Consider the following 24874-nt stretch of genomic DNA (forward strand, 5'->3'; position numbering starts at 1 on the left):
ATAACCTATCCTTTACTAATAGCCACCAATATTTTATTCTAATGAAAAAACTATCCGTACTCTTATTTTTTATTTTTCTAAGTGTTTCCTGTAAAGATGAGGGTCTGCAAGGTTATACAAAGACAGGGGAGGCTTTAGGAACAACCTATCAGGTAAAGTATTTTTCTTCGGAAAACATCAATGCTGAGAAAGCCCTGGATTCGATTTTCGAGGTGATCAATTCTTCCATGAGTACTTATCAGGATGATTCCGATATTTCCAGAATTAACGCAGGGGCAGAAAATGTAAAAGTTGATATGCATTTCCGGCGGGTGTTCGAGGCTTCTAAACAGGTTTTTGAGGAGAGTAACGGGTATTTTGATCCTACTGTGGGTAATTTAGTCAACCTGTATGGCTTCGGTCCTGAACAGCCCTTATATGAAATAGACAGCATTAAGCTGGATTCTCTAAAACAACTGGTAGGTTTTAAAAAGGTAAAACTTACCCAGGACAATGTCATAGAGAAAGAAGATCCAGATATTTACCTGGATTTTAATGCAATTGCTAAAGGCTATACTATAGATGTTATCGCCCAATACCTGGATACCAAGGACATTGATAATTACCTGATTGAATTGGGTGGGGAACTGGTAGCAAAAGGCAAAAATTTAGAACGGGATTCCAACTGGCTGGTGGCTATAGACAACCCCTTGCAAACGCAGGAAAAGCGTACGTTACAAACTGTCCTGGCTTTAAACAACAGGGCGATGGCAACCTCGGGGAATTACCGAAAATTCAGGGTGGACAGCAGTACTGGGAAACGTTTCGTGCATACGATCAATCCATTGACTGGCAAGGCTGAAAAAAGCAATTTGCTTAGCGCTTCCGTACTTGCTACAAACTGTACACTAGCCGATGGATACGCCACTGCATTTATGGCCTTGGGTTATGATAAATCCCTGGAAATGCTTGAAAAGCTCGAAAATGTGGATGTGTATTTTATCTATGGGGATGAAAAGGAAAGCATTCAGGTATTTACCACCGAAGGTTTTGGAAAAGTCCTGCGAGATTAAGTTTTATAACAAACCGGAATAACCTCTGCTTTTGCTAGGCGGTATTTATCGATTTCTTCTGGAGATAATTGCTCAGTATAAGCTTCCTGGACTACTTTGAACCCGATGCTGCGTAGTTTTTCAAAATAATCTCTCCCGTAGATCCTTACATGATCGTATTGTCCGAAAATGCGTTCTCGCTCTTTTCTGTCGGTTATGGAATCATCTTCAAAGGTATGCTCCCTGTTTAAGTCTTGTGGAATTTGAAGGATGGCTGTACCTCCGGGCTTTAATATGCGGTAAAGCTCCTGCATGGCCCTGGTATCATCTTCAATATGTTCTAATACGTGGTTGCAGAGGATAAAATCGAATTCATTTTCCTTAAAAGGCAGGTTACAAATATCAGCCTCTACATCAGCCAGGGGGGAATTAAGATCAGTGGTGGTATAATCCAGGTTTTGCAACTTCCTGAAGCGTTTATAAAATGCCTGTTCCGGTGCAAAGTGTAGGACTTTCAGCTTTTTACTGAAAAACTGGGTTTCATTTTTAAGATATAACCATAAAAGTCGATGGCGTTCCAGGGAAAGCGTTGAAGGGGAGAGCACATTTTCTCGCTGGTTGATATAGCCATAAGGCAAAAACCTTGAAAAGCTTTTTCCGTCTATGGGGTCAGTGTATTTATTACCAGACAGCGCATATTTAAAGAATGGTTTAACCCAATAGCTCAGCCTGATCAACAAAGGTCTTGGAACGGTATTTAAAACTACTTTAAAAAGCTTTCCCATTAAAAAACAGCTAACTTTGGGTTTATACTTTTATATCGCCCCAGTTTTCACCGGATTTAATACGATAAAGCTGCATTTCTGAAACTCCAAACTGCTTGGCCAAAACCTTGATCCTGGTTTTCCTTTTAGGATCTAGCAGTTTCTTTTTTAATATCACGGCCTGGGCATAGGTAAGTTTGGAATATGTAACTACCCGTCGAAGCTTTCGCTTTCGTTTGTTTTCTTTAACTCCCGGACTGTTATGCTGGTGTTTAACCCATTCCTCCTGGGTGGTCCAGGCAAGGTTTACGACCCGATTATCGTCTTTTTTAAAATTCTTATGGATTACGAATTTATCATCCTTTTTTTTATCAAGGAAAAGTTCGGCAACGATACGGTGGACGTAATAGGCTTTATGCTTTCCATTTTCAAGCCTTGGCGAAAAACTGGTATAGCCATTGGTACGGCCACCATTTATTATTTCGCCATCAGGATATTGAACATAGCTGATTAACCTGCCATAGCTGGAAACCTCATATACAAAACGATCCTGCCACTCTTCCTTATGCAGTCTTTTCCAAACTTCGCCCCTAAAGTTCTTTATCATAGACCTGGGCTTTAAACTCATTTTCTTCATCACTTTCTATTCCTAAAGCTTCATATATATACTCGAACGTAGAAAGTAATTGGGGTTTACCGTCTATAAGTGCCACATCATGCTCAAAATGTGCACTTGGTTTGTTATCTGCGGTTAAAATAGTCCAACCGTCAGGCATTTGTTTTATTCTTTTGGTTCCAAGGTTGATCATAGGCTCTATGGCGACCACCATTCCTTCGATAAATTTTTTACCCCGTCCTCGTTTTCCATAATTAGGCATTTCAGGGTCTTCGTGCATCTTGGCACCCAACCCGTGACCTACCAGTTCTCTTACCACACCATAACCACGGTCTTCGGTATATTTTTGAATGGCATAGCCAACATCCCCAACACGATTTCCGGCTTTAAATTCCCGAATCCCGACGTAAAGCGATTCTTTTGTAGCATCCAAAAGTTTTTTTACCTCAGGTTTTACCTGTCCCACTTCAAAAGTATAGGCGTGGTCACCGTAAAACCCGTTTTTTAAGGCCCCGCAATCTATAGAGATGATATCCCCCTCCACCAGGGCTTTATTGTTAGGAATCCCATGGACAACCTGTGCATTAGGACTCATGCAAAGCGAATTGGGAAAATCATACATTCCCAAAAAGCCTGGCTCGGCGCCATGGTCGCGAATGAATTCTTCGGCCATTTTATCCAACTCCAAAGTAGTTACTCCGGGTTTAATATGCGGTGCAAGCATTCCCAGGGTTTTCGAGACGATTTGTGCGCTTTCGCGCATCAATTCAATTTCTTCTGGGTTTTTGGTAATGATCATATATTGAATTTAAAATCGGCCTAAAAATCCGAATTTTTTCTTTTGTTTTTTCTCCTCCTTTATTATCGTTCTATCCTTTAATCGCTGGTAAATTTCACCCCATCCCCACATTCCGCCGATGTTGCGGTCATCTATAAAAATATCGGCCAGGATTTTACGACTTATGCTCTTGTCATAAACTTCCTCAGGATAGCTTTTATTCACGGTGTAAAATTCAATGCCCCGTTGTTCACAAAACTGTACCGCTTCCTCAAGTTTGTCTCCGGTACGATAGGTCCACAGGATCAGCCTATGGCCATCTTCCTGGAGCTTTTTAAGGGTTTCAACAGCGAAGAGTTTTGGTTTTCCTATTTCCGGATATTTATTATCTACAATAGTTCCGTCAAAATCGACTGCTATTACTAACGAATTGGGCATAAGCAAAATTAGCAAGATTTACCGAATATCCCTTCGGGAAATCCCTATTTATTGTGCATAGGGATTTGTATAAGCTTTCTCTGAAACGATTTTAGCGATATCTTCTTCCAGGCTCTCTAAAGAATACTCTACAAAACGATTTACTTCCTTCCCATCTTTTAGAAAAATAATGGTTGGTACGCGTTTTATATTATATTTTTCTTCCAGCTCCCCGGGTGCTTTTTTAGAGTAATTCACCGCGATATTTGTAAGGTTTTCTCTATTGAAATCAACCTGGTCCAGAAGTTTAAAGAACTTTGGAACGGTATATCGACTATCACCACACCAGGTTCCCATAAACATAATAATCTCATATTCCCCAATATGTTTCTTTATGGTATTTAAGGCTTCTTTTTTAGGGGTATAGTTTTTATATCCGGGAACAAACCAACTGGAGTAAGGAGGCTGCTCTAAATCGGCTTGCGTAAATTCCCCTAAAAGCATTTTTGCTGGGTTATTTTCCTTTAAAATTTCTTTTTCACTGGGGGCTTCTCCTGAGAATAAAGAAACACTCAAAAAAAGTAATAATATTTTATGTATCATGAAATTTAAATTAGTGGATCTTCAGTCATTAATTCCGGCTGATCGATACCCATTAGTTTCAATATAGTCGGTGCAATGTTTCCAAGCTTACCGCTTTTAATCGTTTTTATGTCCTTATCCAATAAAATTAGAGGAACCGGGCTGGTGGTATGTGCGGTATTTGGGCTTCCGTCTGCGTTGATCATGATCTCACTGTTCCCGTGATCTGCAATTATAATTACCGAATAATCACTTTCCAGAGCGGCCGTGGCTACATCCTTAGCGCAGCTATCAACCGTTTCGCAGGCCTTGACAGCGGCATCAAATACCCCGGTGTGTCCGACCATATCAGGGTTTGCGAAATTCAGGCAAATAAAATCAGCCGATTCATCCTTGAGTTCCGGAATAATCTTATCCCGAATTTCATAGGCGCTCATTTCAGGCTGCAGATCATAGGTCGCTACCTTGGGCGAATTACACATTAAACGCTTCTCTCCTTTAAATGGTTTTTCTCTACCACCACTAAAGAAGAAAGTAACATGGGGGTATTTCTCGGTTTCAGCGATCCTAATTTGCTTTTTACCCATATATTCCAGTACTTCCCCGAGGGTAGATTTAATATTATCTTTTTTGAAGACGACATTTATGCCTTCAAAACTGTCGTCATATTTGGTTAAGGTGACATAGTAAAGGGGCATTTTTTTCATCTCGTACTGCGGAAAATCTTCCTGGGTTAACGCCTGGGTTAGCTGTCTTCCACGGTCTGTTCTGAAATTGAAAAAGATCACCACCTCTTTCTCTTTTAATGTAGCAACCGGTTCCCCGGCCTCATTGGTCATTACTATGGGTTCTATAAACTCATCGCTGACATCGTTTTTGTAGCTTTCAGCAATGGTTTGTGCTGCATTAGTGGTCTTGGTGCCTACCCCCTTGGTAATAAGATCGTAGGCTTTTTTCACTCGCTCCCAGCGTTTATCACGGTCCATCGCGAAATAACGTCCTATAACCGAAGCCAGTTTGCCATTGGTTTTTGCCAGGTGTTCTTCAATTTCTTCTATAAAAGCTTTTCCTGAATGCGGATCTACATCCCGGCCATCGGTAAAGGCGTGCACGTATTTTTCTTTTACACCAAATGATTCCGCTGCCGAAAGCAATCCTTTTAAATGATTAATGTGCGAATGTACGCCGCCATCACTCAATAGGCCCATAAAATGGATTGGCTTATTATGTTTTTTTGCATAATTGAAAGCTTCTTCCAATACCGGTTCATCTATGAGGGTGTTTTTTTCTACTGCCATATTGATTTTTACCAAGTCCTGGTATACAATACGGCCCGCACCAAGGTTCATATGTCCTACCTCACTATTTCCCATTTGTCCTTCCGGAAGACCAACCTGCAGCCCATCGGTGCGTAGCTGTGCGTGTGGGTATTTTTCCAGGATACTATCCATAAAAGGAGTTTTTGCTTTGGCAATAGCCGATACCTCTGGGTTTTGCGTAATTCCCCAGCCATCTAAAATCATTAGTAGAACTTTCTTATTCATAATATGAGTTAATTTGGGCATAAAGATAAAAACAAATTGGCGTTATGCTAAATCCCCGCTCGCTAATGTTTTATTAAATCTGGCAGGTTTTTCCCGGCTCTAAGCGGGATTTCTGTCCTGATTTTTAATTCTAAATTTTTTGAGGTTCTCTAGGTTCTAATAAATTTTAAAATTTTAACATTGAAAACCGGGACTTGGAATACTTTTTTAAATAAATCCACGTTCTTGAATTAGCTAAATAGGAAGTGTTAAGGTGTTGAAATTTAGTCTTATAAGCCTTATAATGTTAAAATTTATGATCTCTGTGCTTAAAAATTCAATTAACCAGAATATTTTGTATGTTGGCATCACCTTTGGAGTAGATTAACAAAAAATTAATTTAAAACAGACCTTTATGATTTACAGATTACTGACTGTAATGGCCGTATTAACCTTTTCTTTCGCCTTTACAACCACTGAAGAATTGGATACGAATCTTAAAAGTACCTCTTTAGAGCGTCTTCCTGCGCCCATTGCTGAAATCACTTCCAAGACTTCCTTTGAAATAAAAGTCGCTAATCTTTATAAAGCATTTTCTCATAATAATAGCAGTATTCCTACAATGCCGGTTTTCGAAAAGGCCATCAAAGGCTACGAGCAATTAAATGAAGAAGGTAAAGTAGGAAAGCAGGTACTTACCATAATTGATTTCGGACTTTCTTCTACCAAAAAACGTATGTGGGTGATGGATATGGAGACAAAAGAAGTGCTCTTCAATACTTATGTATCCCACGGAAAAAATACGGGAGGCGAGTTCGCTACCAATTTTTCAAATACTGTGAATTCCCTGCAAAGTTCTCTTGGGTTCTATGTGACGGCTGAAACTTACTATGGGAAAAACGGGTTGTCCCTATTTATAGATGGCATGGAAAAGGGTTTTAACAGTAATGCGCGTAAGCGATACGTGGTAATTCATGGAGCGGATTATGCCGAACCTTCTTTTATAAAAAGAATTGGCAGACTAGGAAGAAGCTATGGTTGCCCGGCGGTACCCAATACAATAGCAAAGGATGTGATCGCTACTATTAAAGAAGAATCCGTACTATATATTCACAAAAACAATAAAAATTACCTGAATAATTCTCCGATGCTGAATTAATTTTCAGTGAGCAGTTTATAGACGGCAGCATCTCTGTTGTAGATATCTTCTGCAAAACGGGTGCTGCCGTTTTCATTCCAGGCGGTCCAGTAAAGATGGTGAACTTCTACCGGCTGGGTTACTTTAACAGTGGTGGTTTTACCGGAATCAAGGATGCTCTTTATTTTTTCATCATCATATTCAGGCTGGTCGCTTAAGAGTTCCCTGGCCAAATCAAGGACATCCTGAACCCTTACACAACCGGAACTTTGTGCCCTGATATTTTTATTAAATAGAGATTTTGAAGGGGTATCGTGCAGGTAAATCATATACTGGTTGGGGTAGATGATCTTTACTAAACCCAGGGGATTTGTCGGCCCTGCTTCCTGTCTAAAGGTATAGCCTCTCACTTTTGAAGAGGACCAGTTTACCTGACTGGGATCCAGTAACTCTCCACTTTGATTAAATATACTAAAGTTTTTCCTGTTGATATAATCGGGATCATTCGAGGCCGAAGGGATCACATCATTAGCCCTAATAGTGGGAGGAATGGTCCAGGTGGGGTTATATACGATATGTTCCACATGGTCAGAAAAAACTGGGGTTTTCCTTGCTTCAGTGCCAACCATGGTGCGATGAGTGGAAATAGTATCCCCATTTTTTACCAGGTGCAACCGGAAATTTGCAATATTGACAATAATATATTGCCGTCCCAGGTCCTTGGGATACCATCGCCATCGTTCCAGGTTCACCAGGATTTGTTCCAGGCGATCCTGATAGGTTTTATTCAGGGTTTTAATTGTACCCCTGCCAATTACCCCATCGGTTTCTATACCATAATTTTCCTGGAATTTTTTAATAGCCTCCTGGAGGTTTTCGTCGTAAGTGTAGGCGGAATCCGAAATTTCCCTTTCCCAATAGCCTAATTCTTTTAGGCGCCTTTTAATGCCGGGAATTCTCTCATTTTTTTCTTCTGCCTTAATACTTTCTTCTAAATCGGGAATGTGGGTTGGATTCTCCTCGTTAGCCGCAAGCTTGCGATAGGTTTCCAGAGAACGTTTTAATCCCTTATAAACTTCATGCTTTGGGGTTACAGAGTCTATAGCAGCCAGGATATTTTGCTGCTCAAGACCGTAATTCAAAAGACCGGAAAGGTCTATTTTATTACGCTCTACACCCCAGATATCATATATTTCAGCCGGGTCTAATTTACCCGAATTGTAGTCGGAAGCCAGGCCGAGAAAAGCATCGGTTAGCATGATTTCCGTTAAACTACGCTGCTGATCATCTAATTGAGCTAAATTTGCCAGGTTCCTTTTTAAATAACTTGAATGGTAATCTTCAGGTTCCAGGCCGTCCTGGCTAGCATTTATGATGCTCCGGTAAAGATCCTCCCGCATACTTCTTTCCGTCCAGATAGGCTTATAATTCCGCTTGGAATAAATAGAATCAAGCAAACTGGCATCATGCAACTTATGATCCCCAACTGAACTTGAGATTCCCGGAAATTTTTTGGCAATCAATTCAGCGGAAGCCAGTTTTTCAATAACTTCTGCCTCCTTATCTTTAGCAGTTTCAATTCCCGGCTTCCTGTTTTGATCCTGGCAGGAAATAAAAACCAATAGCATAAAGAACATTAAAAACTTGAAAAACTTCATATAAAATAGCAGGTTAAAACTTTTGGAAGCCTGGGCTTATGCTCTTACATCTTTAAAAGATTCATTGCGGTCAAACTGAACTTCAGCAAAAGGGCATAACGGATCTATTTTGTACTTATTTTCTCTTGCAAAAGCTACGCTATGTGCCAGCAATTTTGTGGCGATACCCTGACCTTCCAGTTCTTGTCGCACCTCGGTGTGATCAATGGTGATAATATTACCTGCTTTTTTGGTATAGGTAAGTTCAGCGTAAATGCCTTTTTCGTCCTCCACGAAAAACATTCCGCGAGTATCGTTTTCGCGATGTTTAATATCCATAACTTATTTTTTGAAAATACCATCTACAATTCCATACTCCAGGGATTCCTCAGCGTCCATCCAATAATCACGATTAAAATCCTTAAGAACCTTTTCCTTGGTTTGTCCGCAGTTCTCAGCAAGAATTTTTGCGCTTAGTTCCCTTGTTTTTAGAATCTCGTTAGCTTGGATTTCAATATTTGATGCCTGACCTCTTGCACCACCCATAGGTTGATGAATCATAACTTTTCCGTGAGTCTGAATAAACCTTCTGCCTTTGGTTCCTCCCGAAAGTAATATCGATCCCATGGAAGCCGCTAGGCCACTACAAATTGTGGAGACTGGACTATTTAAGCTTTGCATAGTGTCATAAATTGCAAATCCGTCGGTTACAAACCCGCCGGGGCTATTGATGAAAAACTGGATCTCCTCCTTACTTTCCATATCAAGATAAAGAAGCCTGTCTATAACGTGTTTTGCAGAATCGTCGTTTACTTCTCCCCAAAGGAAAACTTTGCGTTCTTTAAGGAATTTTGCGTCTATTAGATCCTGGGTTTTACCGGGTTTATTTTTCATAAGAAAATTAATTTATAATGTATTCTGTTAGGCATTAAAAATAAGATTTATTTGTCGGAACACTTGATTTTTCATTACCCATTTAACAAGATTTTATCGCTTGGTTTTAGTTTTCTGCTGAAAAATAAGCCAATAGAGATTCCTGACTAAAAAGTTTAATTTTATTTTGGATTATGAAAGCTTTAAACTTTATATTTGCAGGGCAGGCGGGAGTAGCTCAGTTGGTAGAGCGTCAGCCTTCCAAGCTGAATGTCGCCGGTTCGAACCCGGTCTCCCGCTCTATAAACCTTCACGATTTGTGAGGGTTTTTTTTATACCTGGAATTCAAGGAGAAGGTAGCATGCTACCGTATGACTCTAAATTTATTATTTCAAGAATAGCGCTATAAAAAAATCCGGAAGCCTGTAGGGATCCGGATTTTTTGATTTATAACAAAAGAAGGTTTTATCCATTCATGGAGATCAAAAACTCTTCGTTGTTTTTTGTCTGTTTAATCCTGTCGTTAATAAACTCCATGGCTTCAATAGGATTCATATCGGCAAGATATTTTCGCAAGACCCACATTCTTTGAAGTGCAGCTTCGTCTAGTAAAAGATCGTCGCGACGTGTACTTGATGAGGTAAGGTCTATTGCTGGGAAAATTCTGCGGTTCGCAATTTTTCTGTCTAATTGCAGTTCCATATTTCCTGTTCCTTTAAATTCTTCAAATATCACTTCATCCATTTTAGAACCGGTATCGGTAAGGGCAGTAGCGATAATTGAAAGTGAACCTCCGTTTTCAATATTACGGGCAGCTCCAAAGAAACGTTTTGGTTTGTGCAAGGCGTTGGCGTCCACACCACCACTTAAAACCTTACCGCTGGCAGGTTGTACGGTGTTGTAAGCACGTGCTAAACGAGTGATAGAATCCAGAAGTATGACTACATCGTGACCACACTCTACCAAACGTTTGGCTTTTTCCAATACGATATTGGCAACCCTCACGTGTTCGTGGGCCTCCTTATCGAAAGTAGAAGCCACAACTTCCCCGCGGACATTGCGTTGCATATCGGTCACTTCTTCCGGGCGTTCATCAATGAGTAAAACGATTTGATAAACTTCTGGATGGTTTGCCGCAATTGCATTGGCAATATCCTTAAGCAACATGGTCTTACCAGTTTTAGGCTGGGAAACAATCATACCACGCTGGCCTTTTCCGATAGGGGAAAAGAGGTCCATAATTCGGGTAGACATGCTGCTTTGCTTTTCAGCAATATTGAATTTTTCTTTTGGGAAAAGTGGGGTTAAGTGTTCAAAAGAAACCCGGTCTCTAACCACCTGGGGATCTAACCCGTTAATTTTGTTGATTTTGATCAGGGGGAAATATTTCTCCCCTTCTTTTGGCGGTCTTATCTGTCCTAAAACAGTATCTCCGGTTTTTAAACCGAATAACCGAATTTGTGACTGTGATACGTAAATGTCATCTGGAGAGGTAAGGTAATTGTAATCTGAAGATCTAAGGAAACCATAGTTATCCTGCATAATATCCAGTACGCCTTCACTCTCTATAATCGCGTCAAATTCGTAATCTGGCTCCCGGTATCGGTTTCGCCCGTCACGGTTACCGGCATCGCGGCCTCCGTTACCTTTATTATTGCGGGGATCCTTCTTGTTGTCGCGGGGATTATTTTTATGACCTTTAGAAGAATTATTGTCTTCTTTATTTTCCCTGTTTTCTCTAGGCTTCTGCTCCTGCTTTTTAGGTTCCCTGGATTGAGCAGGTGCGTCTTCTTTTTTAGGAGACTGATTTTCCTTTTTGACAGGTTGCTGCTCTTTGGTATCTGAAGCAGCAGCTCCAGGCGGTTTTTTATTGCTTCCAATTTTACCACCTTTTTTGGGTTGTGGTTTTTCTGAAGCTTTATTACGCTGGTCACTTTTAGGGGTTTCCTCCTTTTTAGTGTCATCGGTAAGTGCTTCTTTAGCCTTTTTAGGGTTGGCAGCCTGATAGTCCAGGATTTGATATACGAGATCTAATTTTTTTAAGGTCCTAAATTTTGGGACGTTTAAAGATTTAGCGATATCCTGTAACTCAGGAAGCTTTTTAGCTTTTAATTCTGAAATTTCAAACATGAATAATTAAGAATAAATTTGTGTTTGGATTGATTGTTAAACTTCTCGAGGAAGAATCGAAAAAAATTTGGAGACTTAAGTAACCCGTTTTGAATTGGTTACGAAATGTTCCTGCAAGTATACAACTTTATTTTAATATTTTAAATAGCATTTCTAAAAAGAATCTTTATTTTTGCTTGCGAATTCCATCAGAGGTTATGCTACAAAGAATACAAACAGTATATTTACTTATTGCTGCTATTATTAGCGGCGGTCTTATTTTCGTTTTTTCACTTTGGGAAAATACGGAGGGAGTGCCGATGTTTGCTCAGGATTATATTACAGTTTTTATTGCATTTCTGGCTTCAGCTTTGTTATCTTTGGTGAGTATTTTTATGTTTAAAAACAGAAAGCTTCAATTCGTATTGGGGCGTCTAAATATCTTATTAAATTTTTTTTTACTAGGAGTGTTTGTTTATTGGTCGCTAAGTTTACCTGGAGAAATTGATATTTCAGAGAAGGGTATTGGGATGTTTCTTCCAATCATTTCTATCGTTTTTCTTGTTTTGGCCAATAAGGCCATTAAAAAGGACGAAGATCTCGTAAAATCTGTAGATCGATTACGATAAGCCTATCATCTTAGTAGTATTAGTGCGTGAAAACCCGAAGTGAAAGCTTCGGGTTTTTTAGTTATTTTTTTAAATTGCTGAAAACGATTTTTCGAGGTTTAAGGTAAGATAATGTGCATCCAACAATTCGCTTATTATTTGCCTTTTAGTTCTATGACTTCCAGTTCCTGGATCTTATCGCCTTCTATTTGGAAGCGAAGCATGGTCCGCTTCTTATGAAATCCCTGTTTGCCTGCCGCACCGGGGTTCATATGCAGTAAGCCCAAATTTTTATCGTTCATTACTTTTAAAATATGAGAATGCCCACTGATAAATAATTTTGGGGGCTCCTCTTTAATCTGTTCCCTTATTGCTGGAGAATATTTTCCGGGGTAACCTCCAATATGGGTAATCCATACGTCTACATCTTCACATTTAAAACGCTGGTGGAGCGGAAATTCCTTCCTGATTTCTGCATCGTCAATATTGCCATAGACCGCTCTTAGGGGGCCAATTTTTTTTAATTCATCTGAGACATCCGTGGTGCCTATGTCCCCGGCGTGCCATATTTCATCGGCTTCCCCAGCATAATACAGTATCCTGTCGTCTAGATGGCTATGGGTATCGCTTAACAAAAGTATTTTTTTCAAACCTGGAATATTTTATTTGGATAAATCATTTTAAAACCTGTGCTTTCAAAGGATTTAAGCTTCTAATAAATGCCTTATCTTTGCAGTTCGCAAATATAAAATAAAGAACTCAGTTGAGGTATTTTTTAGAACTGGCATATTTTGGAAAAGCTTATCATGGTTGGCAAAATCAACCTAATGCGATTTCAGTTCAGCAGGAAATTGAGAAATCCCTTGCGATAGTTTTTCAGCATAAAATTGATATTGTGGGAGCCGGAAGGACAGATGCTGGGGTTCATGCAAAACAGATCTTTGCACATTTCGATGTGGATAAGGAAATTGAAAGGGAAGCTTTTGCCTTTAAATTAAATTCCCTGCTTCCGGCAGATATCGCCTTAAAAAGTATTTTTAAAGTAAAACCCGATGCTCACGCTCGTTTTGATGCTTCAAGCCGGAGTTATCAATATGTTATTGTTCAGCAGAAGGATCCATTTTTGGAAGATAGAAGTTACTTTTTAAAGAATAAGCTGGATGTTGAAAAAATGAACAGGGCTGCAGAAATACTAAAGGATTATACTAATTTTAAGTGTTTTTCAAAGTCTAAAACCGATGTAAAAACTTATAATTGCAAGATTTCTGAAGCAATTTGGAAATCTGAAAATCAAGTGTTGGTTTTTCATATCTCAGCCGACAGATTTCTAAGAAATATGGTGCGAGCTATAGTTGGAACCTTACTGGAAATCGGTTTTGGGAAACGACCTATTGAAAGTATGCACGAAATTATAAAAAGTAAAGATAGGAGTAGGGCAGGGACATCGGTGCCGGCAAAAGCACTTTACCTAACCCGCGTCACATATCCTGAAATAGCAATAGAATAAATGGCATCTAAAACAGGTAATGCATTCGATTTTAACCTATTTAAGCGTTTGCTTAGATATACTAATCCTTACAAGGTAACCTTCTATTTTGTAGCGGTTGCAGCAATTCTGCTTTCCTTTTTTGCTGTTTTAAGACCCTATTTATTGAAAGTTACCGTAGATGATGCAATTATTCCGCAGGATTATGACAGCCTTGTTTTTTATGTAGGTCTTATGGCCGGTGTATTACTGCTGGAAGTTATTTTTCAGTTTCTTTTTGTGTATTTCGCCAACTGGCTTGGCCAGGAAGTGGTACGCGATCTTAGGGTTAACCTGTTTAAGCACATGCTGAACTTTAAGATGACTTATTTTGATAAGTCGGCGGTTGGTCGTTTGGTAACACGGGCGGTGAGTGATATTGAAACCATTGCCAGTATCTTTAGCCAGGGGCTTTTTATGATTATCAGTGATCTTTTGAAAATGCTGGTGGTCATTGCCTTTATGTTTTACCAGAGCTGGCAGTTAACTTTGCTGGTATTAACGGTACTTCCTCTAATTATGTATGCTACGCGTGTTTTTCAGAAGAAAATGAAAATCGCTTTTGAAGAAGTTAGAACTCAGGTGGCTAACCTCAATACCTTTGTCCAGGAACGGATTACAGGAATGAAGATCGTTCAACTTTTTACCCGCGAAAAAGCGGAATACAGCAACTTTAAGGAAATAAACGGAAAACACCGGGATGCCTGGGTGAAAACGGTTTGGTATAACTCGATTTTCTTCCCTATTGCAGAAATGGCGACTTCCATAACCATCGGTTTAATTGTTTGGTATGGCGGACTCAGAGCTGCGGTGGATGACGGAATTACCCTTGGTGTTATTATCGCCTTTATTGAATTGTCTCAATTGCTTTTTAGGCCGCTTCGCCAGATTGCCGATAAATTCAATACCCTACAAATGGGGATGGTAGCTGCAAACCGTGTTTTTGCAATTCTTGATACAGAGTCATCCATTAGCAATGAGGGTAAAATTGAAGTAAGTGATCTTAAAGGGGAAATAGAATTTAAGGATGTGCACTTTAGTTATACTAATGATGAAGAAGTGCTCAAAGGCGTTTCTTTTAAGGCAAATCCCGGAGAAACCATAGCCATTGTTGGCGCCACTGGGGCGGGAAAATCTACCGTTATTAATTTGCTGAATCGTTTCTATGAAATTAACAGCGGCCAAATTCTGGTGGATGGTATTGATATTAAAGATATTAAACTCGAATCCTTACGTTCAGAAATTGCCGTGGTTTTACAAAATGTTTTCCTTTTTGCCGATACGATCCTGAATAATATCAATCTTAACCATCCCGAAATTACAGAAGAAGAAGTCATTACAGCGGCTAAACAAATCGGTATTCATGAATTTATCAATACCCTGCCCAATGGCTATCATTATAATGTAAAAGAGCGTGGTGCCATGTTATCTTCAGGTCAGCGCCAGCTCATATCTTTTTTAAGGGCTTATATGAGTAATCCCAGTATTTTGGTTTTAGATGAAGCCACCTCTTCGGTAGATACTTATAGCGAACTGCTTATCCAGCAGGCTACCGATAAAATTACCAAAGGCCGTACCTCTATTGTAATCGCCCACAGGCTTGCCACCATTAAAAAAGCCGATAAAATTATGGTTATGGATGCCGGTAAAATTGTTGAGATTGGGACGCACGATGAATTGCTTCGAAAAAAAGAGGGATATTATAAAAACTTATACGAAGTTCAGTTTTTGGCAGAGGAATCCCTGTAGGGCTTATAAAAGATCTTCCTTAAGCCGGTCAATAAGTTCCTCATTGCTTTCAAACATGACAAATTCCCCATCCCTGACATAGGAAATTTGCCCAGTCTCTTCACTTACAACAAGGGCTAAAGCATTGGTTTTTTCAGTAATGCCAACTGCTGCACGATGACGTAACCCAAATCTTAGCGGAATTGACCTATCGTTAGAAACCGGTAAAATAACCCGGGTAGCGGTAATTTTATTGTCCTCTATTACCATCGCCCCATCGTGAAGCGGTGAGTTCTTATAGAAAATGGATTCTATAATTGGTTGGTTGAGTTCAATATTCATATCGTCTCCGGAATTTTTCACAAAATCCAGGTTCGTGTTTTTTTGAATGATAATAAGCGCCCCGGTGTAACTTTGACCCATCGCCTCACAGGCAGAAATAATAGCTTCTACGTCTGTGCTGGTTTCCAGATCGCCTTTTAAAAAACGCAGTTGTGTAAAGAATTTCCCTTTCTGGGTAAAATTTGTAGAGCCAATCATTAATAAAAATTTCCTTATTTCCTGCTGAAAAACAACGATTAAGGCAAACATTCCCACACCAATGAACTCCCCAAGAACACTGCTTAAAAGCTCCATCTGGAGTAATTGTGTCAGGCTTCCCATCAGGTAAATAATCACTATCCCGATAAAGATATTTACAGCAACGGTTCCTCTTACCAACTTGTATAAATAATACAATAGTAAGGCTACAAATACAATATCCAGGGCATCGAGAAAACGAAGATTTATTATATCCAAACTAGCGTGGTTTTGTGTAAAAATAGAAAATATGCTGCTACTTATTAAGCTCTGCGAATAATTTCGTGCATTCAACCGCTTCTTTTACATCATGAACCCTTAAAATAGCTGCACCTTTACTAAGGGCAACAGTATTTAAAAAAGTAGTACCGTTCAAGGCCTGCTCGGCAGAAATATTTAGTGTTTTATAAATAAGAGATTTTCTTGAGAGCCCGGCTAAAACAGGAAGTTCTAAAATTTTTAAGAGTTCCATCTTAGAGAGTAACTCAAAATTCTGACTGATGTTTTTGGCAAACCCAAAGCCGGGATCAATCACAATGTCATTGATTCCCAAAGCTCTTGCGTTATTTACTTTCTGTGAAAAATAAAAAAGGATTTCCTGCAAAAGGTCCTCATATTGATTGAGGTCTTTCATGGTTTGCGGGGTTCCCCGCATATGCATCATAATATAGGGTACCTGGTGTTTTGCTACGATTTTCATCATATTAGGATCTAGGTCTCCCGCAGAGATATCGTTAATTATCGCAGCCCCGGCTTCAATGCTTTTCTCCGCTACCTGTGCTCTAAAGGTGTCTGTAGAAATTAATGTATCTGGAAAATGTTTCAGAATGTGTTCTATCGCCGGGAGCACACGCTTTAGTTCTTCTGATTCTTCAACCCTGGGAGCTCCCGGGGGTGTACTGTAGCCTCCAACATCTATAAAGTCTGCGCCCTCATCTAGCATTTTTTCTACCTGTTTTAACAGGTCTTTTTCCGAAATTTTTCTGCTTTCTGCATAAAAGGAGTTGGGGGTTGTATTAATAATTCCCATCACCTTTGGAGTATTAAGATCTACAAGCTCTCCTTTACAATTTATGGTCATTTTCCTGGATTTTCACTAAAGTTTATAATGTGCAAAGGCACTGTATTTTTAACTTCCCCTTAGAATTTATAAAATGCGGTTTTAGTATCTGAAATATTTGCACGAAATTTACGGAAATTAGATCTCTTTTATGCAGCATACCTCAAAACAGTATGACGCGGTGGTTAATACCTGCCGCAGCCTGTTTATCAATAAGATGAAAGATTACGGAAGTGCCTGGAGGATTCTTAGGCTACCGTCTCTTACCGACCAGATTTTTATTAAAGCCCAGCGAATAAGGAAACTTCAGGAAAATGAAGTTAGAAAAATAGATGAAGATGAAAAATCTGAATTTATAGGAATTATCAATTATTCTGTAATGGCTTTGATCCAGTTGGAAAAAGGTGTGGTCTCTCAACCAGATCTTGGTGTGGAGCAGGCAATAGAGCTGTACGACGAAAAAATTGCCCAGACCAAAGCTCTGATGATGAATAAAAATCACGATTACGGTGAAGCCTGGCGCGATATGAGGGTTAGTTCCTTAACCGATCTTATTATTCAGAAATTACTGAGGGTAAAGCAAATCGAAGACAATATGGGGAAGACCCTGGTGAGTGAAGGCATTGATGCCAATTACCAGGATATGATTAACTATTCCATTTTTGCGATGGTGCTCATAAAAGAAGGTGAAGAATAGTTTTTCATAACTTGTTAGAAAATAAAAAGCACTTTTAAACAAAGCAGCATGAAATTATTAGTAGGAATTTCCAGGGTACTGGTTGGCGTATTATTTATTTTCTCAGGATTTATAAAACTCAATGATCCGCTTGGATTTTCTTATAAACTCCAGGAATATTTCAGCCCTGAAGTTCTGGGCCTTGATTTTCTGGTTCCTTTTTCACTAGTCATTGCTATTATTTTAGTGGTCTTTGAACTAGTGGTGGGGATTATGTTATTAATAGGATACCTGCCTAAATTCACAGTATGGAGCCTGCTTTTAATGATTGTTTTCTTTACATTTCTTACGTTTTATTCGGCTTACTTCAATAAGGTTACCGATTGCGGGTGTTTTGGTGATGCGATTCCCTTAACCCCCTGGCAGTCTTTTATAAAGGACGTGATCCTGTTAATTTTAATATTAATACTTTTCTTTAATCGTAAGTATATTACTCCTGTTTTAAATCCTATTTCACATCGCTGGATCATTTTTCTATCCTTTATGCTTTCATTCTGGTTTTGCTATCACGTGCTAATGCATTTGCCGGTTTTCGATTTTAGAGCTTATAAAATTGGCAATAACATTAAAGAACTCATGGAGGTACCTGAAGGGGCCCAGAAAGGCGTTTATGAATATCAGTGGACCTTTAATGATAATGGCAAGAAAGTTACCGTAATCACAAATGGAGCCTATCCTGACCAAAAAGGGGAGTTTATCGGCGTGGAAACTTCGGTTATTGAGGAGGGATATGTGCCTCCAATTCAGGATTTTCAAATAGAAGTAAATGGCGAAAATATTACCCAGAAAATTCTTGACTATAAAAAACTTTTTATGGTAGTGGCTTACGATCTTCCCCATACCGAAGAGGAAGGCTTTAAAGCTATTGAGAAACTTGCCAAAGAAGCTAAGAATAAAGGCTATGAAGTGATCGGTTTAACAGCTTCAAATAATGAGGACCAGGAAAAAATCATCAATAATTTCAAGCTTGATTTCCCATTTTACCAGGTAGATAAAAAAACTTTGCAGACCATTGTTCGGGCTAACCCAGGGCTCTTGGTTTTAAAGGATGCAACAATTACCCAGAAAAAGCATTGGTTTGATGCTGAAGATATAAAATTATAAATCATCTTTAGGTTTTTTTAAAATATTGGTAAAAAGCCAATCTTCACATGGCTTAGGCGCAGCTATGTTTATTCTAATCGATATATTTGTAGAGGAGCGGATTTTTCCGTGAAATAATTAAAATTAACTAAGAATTATGAGAAAAAAGATAGTAGCCGGAAACTGGAAAATGAATAATGATCTTTCGGAAACCCAGGAATTGCTTTCACATCTGAAAATGCAATTGGTAAAAGAACCCCAAGCAGAAGTTATGGTTGCGCCTTCCTTTACTAATTTATATTCAGCTTTTCAGGGTTTAAAAGATACACCGGTACAGGTTATAGCACAAAATATGCACCAGGCGGAGAACGGAGCTTACACAGGAGAGGTTTCGGCAAAAATGCTGAAGAGTATCGGGGTGGATACGGTAATTCTAGGGCATAGTGAACGCCGTGCGCATTTTGGAGAAACCAATGATATACTTGCCGAGAAAGTCAACGCAGCTCTTAAAAATGAGATGAGAATTATCTTTTGTTTCGGGGAAGAATTAGCCGATCGCAAGAGTGATAAGCATTTTGATCTTGTGGCCAAACAACTACAGGAAAGCTTGTACCAGATTTCAGATGCAGATTGGAAAAACGTGGTATTAGCCTATGAGCCGGTTTGGGCTATCGGAACCGGAGAAACTGCTTCCCCTGAGCAGGCGCAGGAAATGCATGCATTTATTAGAAAGAATATTTCGGATAAATTCAATGAAGAAATCGCGCAGAATGTTTCCATACTTTACGGAGGTAGCGTAAAACCAGCCAACGCTAAAGAGATCTTCGCCAAAGAAGATGTAGATGGGGGACTTATTGGGGGTGCCAGCCTTAAAGCAGTAGATTTTGTTGAAATTATAAATGCTTTTTAGATATGTCTTCTAATTATCTTGAATTCAAGTTTAAAATAACGCCACTTCAGCCTGCTTCGGAAATCCTTATAGCAGAGCTTGGCTACTTGGGTTTTGAGAGTTTTGTTGAAGAAGAAGATGGCATTACAGCTTATATCCCTGCCGAGGAATATGAAGATGATCTTCTGGCAGGGGTACATATTTTGCAATCGGAAGATTTTCAGATTACCTATTCCAAAGGAGAAATAGAGCAGGTGAACTGGAATGAAGAATGGGAAAAGAATTTTAGCCCTATTTTGGTAGATGACATCTGTAGTGTTCGTGCACCCTTTCATCCCGAGCCCGATACGGAATTTGATATTGTCATTGAGCCGAAAATGTCATTTGGGACTGGCCACCATGCGACTACCCATATGATGATTCAGCATATTCTTAAAAATGATTGGAAGGATAAGTCTGTACTGGATATGGGGTGTGGAACCGGAGTTTTAGCAATTCTGACAAGTCTTAAAGGGGCGAAGTTCGTGGATGCCATTGATATTGATAATTGGTGTTACCAGAATACTCTTGAAAACGTAGGGAGAAATGATTGCGACAACATTAACGTTGAAGAAGGTGGTGCTGAATTATTACAGGACAGAAAGTATGATATGATCCTGGCAAATATTAACCGAAATATTTTGCTCAGGGACCTTCCAATTTATAGAGATTGTCTTAATGATGGCGGAAACTTATTTTTAAGCGGATTTTATGAAGAGGATATACCGGTAATAAAAGAAGCTTGTAAATCCATTGGTCTTAAATATATTAACCACCTGGAAAGAAGTAACTGGGTTGCCATAAAGTTTTCAGCATAAGCAATTTATAGATAATTTGTATCTTTGAAGCTTTAAAATTATAATTCAAGATGAGTACACAAGAAGAAGTATTAGAAGAGGTTAAAACTACCACGCAGAAAGAAAATGAGATCGTACTTTATAATGATGATTATAATACTTTTGATCATGTTATAGAAACACTTATTTATGCATGTGAACATACTCCTGTTCAAGCTGAGCAATGTGCTATTTTGGTACACTACAAGGGAAAATGCACAGTAAAAACCGGTTCTTTTGATGAATTAAAGCCAAGATGCTCGAAATTGCTGGAAGAAGGATTAAGTGCAGAGATTGTTTAGGGTAAAAAAGTAAAAGATTCTTTTTTTCATTTTAAAAATAGTAATATATTTGCAGCCGCTTAACCACCTAGGAAAAGCAATATTAAAAAGGCCTTGTGGCGCAACTGAATAGCGCACCTGATTACGGCTCAGGAGGTTCCAGGTTTGAATCCTGGCAAGGTCACTTTTAGAGAATTCAAATGATATCAAAACCCTGTAAATACTATGATTTACAGGGTTTTATGTTTTTTAGAGCTTTTGTTTGAAAGACTTTTATTATATTTATTTTCTAACAAATCGTCAACATAAAAATTTATCCTGTCAACTTGTTGACAGTTTGATTACCAGTAGCTTAAATTTTTTTGTGGATTTGACTTTCGTCTTTTAACCGAATATTAATTTAAAGACGATACCTATGCGTACTTCTAAAACATTTTCCATCTTATTCTGGGTGAATGCTTCCAGAGTGAAAAATAATAAAACAAATCTCTAAGTTCGAATTTCTATAGATAGCCGTAGAGTAAACATTAGTTTAAAATCTAAAGTTCCATTTGATCTTTGGGATTCTTCTACACAACGTGTCGATGGTTATTCTAAACAAGCGAGGGAGGCTAATAATCTCATTTCGGAGACCAGAACAAAGATTTCAATTTTCATAATGATCGTTTGGATAGGGTGAGGGATTTATTTGTTTTTAGCTGTTATACAGGAATCAGTTTTACAGATATGAATGATTTAACCAAGGATAATGTTTGGAATGGTCTGGACGGCCAGAAGTGGCTTTTCACTTCAAAAAATAAGACTAAAGCCAAAGTCAAGATACCTTTATTAGATAAAGCCCTAGAGATACTCGAGAAGTATGACAAACATCCAATGACTGAAATAACCCAAAGTCTTTTGCCAGTTATAACCAATGTTAAGGTTAATCTTTATTTAAAGGAAGTCGCTGATCTCTGTGATATCAAGAAGAATTTAACCTTCCATATGGCCAGACATACTTTTGCTACTACTGTAACTCTTTCTAACGGGGTGCCAATTGAAACTGTCTCTAAACTTTTGGGGCATACGAAAATAGCAACAACCCAAATATATGCGCGAGTTCTTGAAGATAAATTAAGTCAAGATATGTCTGAACTCAGCAGAAAGCTTAGGAATTGGAAGCCTAATGTTTAATTATAGATTAAATGAAATCTGATAGTAGGCATTTAACCAATCCTGTTCTTAAGGCTTTTGTATATTGAAAAATGGGGGTAATGAAAGTTATGGTGTTTTTAAAATTCCATGAACAGATATGGTTTAAATGGCCAGTACAAGATCAAATACTTAAAAGCCTTGTTAATCGGAGGATTTTCAAGGTTTTTTGTTTATAATATTCTTTGTTTCTCCGTATTTTAATATCCTTTTAAAATTATGGAATAATTTATTTCCAGTTTATTCCGTGATTTAATTGACAAATTTTTTTGAATTCAGGTTTTGTAGGCAAAAAGGTTTGTTTCCAGTTTAAAGGTAGATTTGAAAGACAAATTGTTTTGAATTCAACTTCTGTAAACAAAGTTATTTGTTTACAGGTTTTTGAAGAATCTGATTAACAAATTTTATCACTCTAAATTTACTTTTTGTAAACAGATAGGGTAATTCGCCTTCCAGCATTTTCAATTTGACATTTCTCTTTATTTCAAAGGATATCATTTTATAGTAAGAAATAGTATTGATGAACTATTTTAATGTTTAAATGTTACCGGAAAACAAATATGTACGGTTTTCGGCAATTAAGGATGTAGTAAAAATGGAAAATAAGGATGTATGATTTTGAGTCTAATTTAGGTTAATTTTCTTTATTAGCAAATATGGTTTTTCGGTGTTCCATGCGATAGCTTTTACCGCTTAATTTTATGATCTCACAGCGATGTAAAATTCGGTCCAACAATGCTGTGGTAAGCACATCATCTTTAAGCACATCAGCCCATTGCTGCGGGGATTTATTGCTGGTAATGATTAGTGAGGTTCTATCGTGGAGCTCATTGATGAGATTAAAAAATGCTACCCCATCCTGCTGTGTCACTGGGAACATCATAATATCATCAATGACCAGCAAGTGTGCCTTGAGAATACGTTTGTATTGAGCTGCAGCAGTTCTTGTAACATCCTTTAGCTTCAATATTTTGGTGAGCTCCTCCATGGTCTTAAAATAGGCCCTGTAGCCTTTATCCACCGCATCAAAGCACATTCCGGCCGCAAGGTATGTTTTCCCAACCCCGGATGGTCCCAATAGGATGATATTAAAATTTTGCTCCAGCCATTGAAGTTCCCTTAGCTGATTAAGCTGCTGTTTTTCCAGGCCATTGGAAACACTGAAGTCATACAAGTCCAGGTTGAAGCTCGATGGCAAGCGTGCTTGTACAATGCGTCTGTCCAGATCCTTTTTCTTTCGATGTGTAACTTCCTTTTCCATCAGCCTGTTGATGAGTTCTAAATAGCTGGTCTTTTCTTTTTCAGCCTCTGCTATGGTAGTCTCCAGCTGGGATGCCAGGGCAGTTAACTTTAAGTGTTTACAATGTTGCTTGATTTGTTCTGTTTTAGTCATAGTTACATTATTATTGGTTAATAATATTTTTATAGTCCTGCAGATCACTTTTCTCCGGAACCTGATTGGCTTTTTCTAAGTTATTCTTATCCAGGAGCCGTATTCCCTTTTGTAACAAGGGAACCTGGGGAGCCTCAACAAAGAGTACCTGTTCAAAATCATAGCCATTTAGAATTTCATTTTTTAAACAAAAATCCAGGGCCTTATCAGCAGCTTGTTTTTCACTGCCTTCCAGTGCCTTTAAAATTACCTGCAGGTGATCCCTGAGGTACCTGGGAAGCTTCTGGTTGATCATTTCCAGGTATTGGGCTGCCCTGGCTTCATCAGTAAAATAGGCGGTTACCAGAAGGATCATTTGATCCAGGCTTTTGGAAGTATCCCGTTTATGGTTGGTATTAGCGATGAATTGTCCTTTTTTGGAAGAGATCTTATGGCTGCAGATTAATTCCTGATCGACACTGTAGATCTCCAGGGTATCAGCTACTTCTTTTATAATCACCTGGGTGCCCGTGCCCTTATATGTTCCCATAGGAACACTGTAGAAGTTGCTTTTATAGGCAATGGCATTGGTTTTTCTCACATGATAGGTCTTGGTTTGTTTATTCTCAATGATGATGGGAGTATAGGGCCTCAGGTATCCTTTTTCTATATCATATTCCTGTTGTGGTACCTTTTTGGTGAAGTTATGGGCAAGCGCATTAGCCGTTCTCCCCAACCACGAGGAAGCCTCAGTGTTAAGGGTGTCGATATCCCAATAGGACCTGTTATAGAGGAAGTTCTTTTTTACATATTGTACGACATTTTCTACCTTTCCCTTCGATTCTGGATCTGCTTTTCGGCAGAAATGTAATTTAAAGCTCCTGGATTTGGTATACTGTTTAAAAGTAGCTGTAAGAATAACATCGCCAATATTCTCGTCCACCACCATGGTCCTGTCCTGATCATATACTATAGTTTCTGGAATACCTCCATAGAAAGCAAAGGCCTTTTCGTGAGCCTGGCACACATCCAGGGCGGTATAAGGCCTATCCCAAAACCATATGTATTTCATTCGGCTTCTGGAGAGAACAATGGCAAAGAAGCTAATCTTCTTTCTTTTTCCATTAACCAGACGCATGTTGTAATGTCCAAAATCAATCTGTGCCTGCTCCCCGTAAGGGAGCTCCTGGATGGGGAAGTATTCCCGCGATACCTTGACCACAGGGATATTATGTTTCTGGCGGACAAACATCACAAAGTTATATACCGTACGGGGATTGGTATCAGGGAACTCCGGATGGTGTTCCTTTAACCAGTCATGTATCTGTGCGGATGAAGTCTCCGGAAACTGGTCCAGTTTATCTTTGACAAAGGATTCATAGGGTGGACTTGCAACAAAAAACGGGACAAAAAGTTAAGCTACATTTTTAAATTTCATTAATTCTTCAAATTCTAATATGGTTTTGTTGCCCAAAGCCG

At 38.8% G+C, this 24874-nt stretch carries 27 protein-coding genes and 2 tRNA genes; 14 read left to right on the forward strand and 15 right to left on the reverse strand.

Annotation, left to right across the window (positions count from 1 at the left end; all coding sequences use genetic code 11):
* Positions 1-41: 41 nt before the first annotated feature.
* Positions 42-1052 carry an FAD:protein FMN transferase gene (locus DET49_RS15695; protein ID WP_133549399.1) on the forward strand — a complete coding sequence of 337 codons (1011 nt, stop codon included), beginning with the start codon at positions 42-44 and terminating at the stop codon, positions 1050-1052.
* Here DET49_RS15695 and DET49_RS15700 read toward each other — a convergent pair.
* Genes DET49_RS15700 through gpmI form a run of 6 tightly spaced genes read right to left on the reverse strand, consistent with a single transcriptional unit; the run spans position 1049 to position 5732 of the window.
* A complete protein-coding gene (locus tag DET49_RS15700) occupies positions 1049-1816 on the reverse strand; it encodes a class I SAM-dependent methyltransferase (protein WP_133549400.1) in 768 nt (255 codons plus the stop codon). The genes DET49_RS15695 and DET49_RS15700 overlap by 4 nt on opposite strands.
* Positions 1817-1838: 22 nt before the next feature.
* Entirely contained in the window at positions 1839-2402 is a 564-nt protein-coding gene (locus tag DET49_RS15705; protein ID WP_133549402.1) for an HNH endonuclease, read from the reverse strand.
* The gene (map, locus tag DET49_RS15710) at positions 2386-3210 is read right to left on the reverse strand and encodes a type I methionyl aminopeptidase (protein ID WP_133549408.1); all 825 of its coding nucleotides are present in this window, start codon (positions 3208-3210) and stop codon (positions 2386-2388) included. The genes DET49_RS15705 and map overlap by 17 nt, the downstream gene beginning before the upstream one ends.
* Before the next feature lie 9 nt (positions 3211-3219).
* The gene (locus DET49_RS15715) at positions 3220-3627 is read right to left on the reverse strand and encodes a BT0820 family HAD-type phosphatase (RefSeq protein WP_133549410.1); all 408 of its coding nucleotides are present in this window, start codon (positions 3625-3627) and stop codon (positions 3220-3222) included.
* A gap of 48 nt (positions 3628-3675) precedes the next feature.
* Positions 3676-4209, reverse strand: coding sequence for a TlpA family protein disulfide reductase (locus DET49_RS15720; protein WP_133549412.1), 534 nt, complete (start codon positions 4207-4209; stop codon positions 3676-3678).
* Positions 4210-4214: 5 nt separating this feature from the next.
* Positions 4215-5732: a 2,3-bisphosphoglycerate-independent phosphoglycerate mutase gene (gene gpmI / locus DET49_RS15725; protein ID WP_133549414.1), complete on the reverse strand. Its 1518-nt coding sequence runs from the start codon at positions 5730-5732 to the stop codon at positions 4215-4217.
* A 394-nt stretch (positions 5733-6126) separates the two neighbouring features.
* On the opposite strand from gpmI, the gene DET49_RS15730 reads away from it, so the two are divergent.
* A complete protein-coding gene (locus tag DET49_RS15730; RefSeq protein WP_133549416.1) occupies positions 6127-6870 on the forward strand; it encodes a murein L,D-transpeptidase catalytic domain family protein in 744 nt (247 codons plus the stop codon).
* Here the strand turns inward: DET49_RS15730 and DET49_RS15735 are convergent.
* The 3 genes from DET49_RS15735 to DET49_RS15745 are packed head-to-tail and all read right to left on the reverse strand — an operon-like array spanning position 6867 to position 9380.
* The gene (locus DET49_RS15735) at positions 6867-8507 is read right to left on the reverse strand and encodes a murein L,D-transpeptidase (protein WP_133549418.1); all 1641 of its coding nucleotides are present in this window, start codon (positions 8505-8507) and stop codon (positions 6867-6869) included. The genes DET49_RS15730 and DET49_RS15735 overlap by 4 nt on opposite strands.
* A gap of 36 nt (positions 8508-8543) precedes the next feature.
* Complete coding sequence (locus DET49_RS15740) at positions 8544-8825, reverse strand: GNAT family N-acetyltransferase (RefSeq protein ID WP_133549420.1); 282 nt, start codon at positions 8823-8825, stop codon at positions 8544-8546.
* Positions 8826-8828: 3 nt separating this feature from the next.
* Positions 8829-9380, reverse strand: a complete 552-nt coding sequence (locus tag DET49_RS15745; protein WP_133549422.1) for a ClpP family protease — start codon at positions 9378-9380, stop codon at positions 8829-8831.
* A 206-nt stretch (positions 9381-9586) separates the two neighbouring features.
* Here DET49_RS15745 and DET49_RS15750 point away from each other — a divergent pair.
* Positions 9587-9659 (forward strand) — tRNA-Gly (locus tag DET49_RS15750).
* 165 nt (positions 9660-9824) lie between these two features.
* Here the strand turns inward: DET49_RS15750 and rho are convergent.
* Positions 9825-11489, reverse strand: coding sequence for a transcription termination factor Rho (gene rho / locus DET49_RS15755; RefSeq protein ID WP_133549424.1), 1665 nt, complete (start codon positions 11487-11489; stop codon positions 9825-9827).
* 197 nt (positions 11490-11686) lie between these two features.
* On the opposite strand from rho, the gene DET49_RS15760 reads away from it, so the two are divergent.
* Positions 11687-12097: a DUF4293 domain-containing protein gene (locus DET49_RS15760; protein WP_133549426.1), complete on the forward strand. Its 411-nt coding sequence runs from the start codon at positions 11687-11689 to the stop codon at positions 12095-12097.
* Positions 12098-12231: 134 nt separating this feature from the next.
* Here DET49_RS15760 and DET49_RS15765 read toward each other — a convergent pair whose 3' ends face one another.
* Entirely contained in the window at positions 12232-12726 is a 495-nt protein-coding gene (locus DET49_RS15765; RefSeq protein WP_133549428.1) for a metallophosphoesterase family protein, read from the reverse strand.
* Positions 12727-12839: 113 nt separating this feature from the next.
* Here DET49_RS15765 and truA point away from each other — a divergent pair, with 113 nt between their 5' ends.
* Positions 12840-13583: a tRNA pseudouridine(38-40) synthase TruA gene (truA, locus tag DET49_RS15770; RefSeq protein WP_133549430.1), complete on the forward strand. Its 744-nt coding sequence runs from the start codon at positions 12840-12842 to the stop codon at positions 13581-13583.
* Positions 13584-15350, forward strand: a complete 1767-nt coding sequence (locus DET49_RS15775; protein WP_133549432.1) for an ABC transporter ATP-binding protein — start codon at positions 13584-13586, stop codon at positions 15348-15350.
* A gap of 3 nt (positions 15351-15353) precedes the next feature.
* Here the strand turns inward: DET49_RS15775 and cdaA are convergent, their stop codons facing one another.
* Both cdaA and folP read right to left on the reverse strand, forming a co-directional pair.
* Entirely contained in the window at positions 15354-16127 is a 774-nt protein-coding gene (gene cdaA / locus DET49_RS15780) for a diadenylate cyclase CdaA (RefSeq protein WP_133549433.1), read from the reverse strand.
* Positions 16128-16164: 37 nt separating this feature from the next.
* A complete protein-coding gene (folP, locus tag DET49_RS15785; protein ID WP_133549435.1) occupies positions 16165-16989 on the reverse strand; it encodes a dihydropteroate synthase in 825 nt (274 codons plus the stop codon).
* 130 nt (positions 16990-17119) lie between these two features.
* On the opposite strand from folP, the gene DET49_RS15790 reads away from it, so the two are divergent.
* The 8 genes from DET49_RS15790 to DET49_RS18765 all read left to right on the forward strand — a co-directional run bounded on the left by DET49_RS15790 (position 17120) and on the right by DET49_RS18765 (position 22005).
* Entirely contained in the window at positions 17120-17665 is a 546-nt protein-coding gene (locus DET49_RS15790; protein WP_133549437.1) for a DUF1599 domain-containing protein, read from the forward strand.
* A gap of 48 nt (positions 17666-17713) precedes the next feature.
* Positions 17714-18808, forward strand: coding sequence for a BT_3928 family protein (locus DET49_RS15795; protein ID WP_133549439.1), 1095 nt, complete (start codon positions 17714-17716; stop codon positions 18806-18808).
* 136 nt (positions 18809-18944) lie between these two features.
* Positions 18945-19697: a triose-phosphate isomerase gene (gene tpiA, locus DET49_RS15800; RefSeq protein WP_133549441.1), complete on the forward strand. Its 753-nt coding sequence runs from the start codon at positions 18945-18947 to the stop codon at positions 19695-19697.
* A 2-nt stretch (positions 19698-19699) separates the two neighbouring features.
* The gene (gene prmA / locus DET49_RS15805) at positions 19700-20533 is read left to right on the forward strand and encodes a 50S ribosomal protein L11 methyltransferase (protein ID WP_133549443.1); all 834 of its coding nucleotides are present in this window, start codon (positions 19700-19702) and stop codon (positions 20531-20533) included.
* A gap of 50 nt (positions 20534-20583) precedes the next feature.
* Positions 20584-20853 carry an ATP-dependent Clp protease adaptor ClpS gene (locus DET49_RS15810; RefSeq protein WP_133549445.1) on the forward strand — a complete coding sequence of 90 codons (270 nt, stop codon included), beginning with the start codon at positions 20584-20586 and terminating at the stop codon, positions 20851-20853.
* An 89-nt stretch (positions 20854-20942) separates the two neighbouring features.
* Positions 20943-21016 (forward strand) — tRNA-Arg (locus tag DET49_RS15815).
* Positions 21017-21358: 342 nt separating this feature from the next.
* Positions 21359-21511 (forward strand): hypothetical protein, encoded by a 153-nt coding sequence (locus tag DET49_RS18960; protein ID WP_410527965.1) that lies wholly within the window; start codon positions 21359-21361, stop codon positions 21509-21511.
* Between the two features lie 47 nt (positions 21512-21558).
* On the forward strand, positions 21559-22005 hold the full coding sequence (locus tag DET49_RS18765; protein ID WP_133549447.1) for a site-specific integrase: 447 nt from the start codon (positions 21559-21561) through the stop codon (positions 22003-22005).
* Positions 22006-22657: 652 nt separating this feature from the next.
* Here DET49_RS18765 and istB read toward each other — a convergent pair.
* Together istB and DET49_RS15830 are read right to left on the reverse strand one after the other, a co-directional pair.
* On the reverse strand, positions 22658-23416 hold the full coding sequence (istB, locus tag DET49_RS15825; RefSeq protein ID WP_133549449.1) for an IS21-like element helper ATPase IstB: 759 nt from the start codon (positions 23414-23416) through the stop codon (positions 22658-22660).
* A gap of 10 nt (positions 23417-23426) precedes the next feature.
* On the reverse strand, positions 23427-24647 hold the full coding sequence (locus DET49_RS15830) for a DDE-type integrase/transposase/recombinase (protein ID WP_133549451.1): 1221 nt from the start codon (positions 24645-24647) through the stop codon (positions 23427-23429).
* Between the last annotated feature and the right edge of the window lie 227 nt (positions 24648-24874).

Source organism: Salegentibacter sp. 24, assembly GCF_004362395.1.
In the GTDB taxonomy this organism is placed as follows: domain Bacteria; phylum Bacteroidota; class Bacteroidia; order Flavobacteriales; family Flavobacteriaceae; genus Salegentibacter.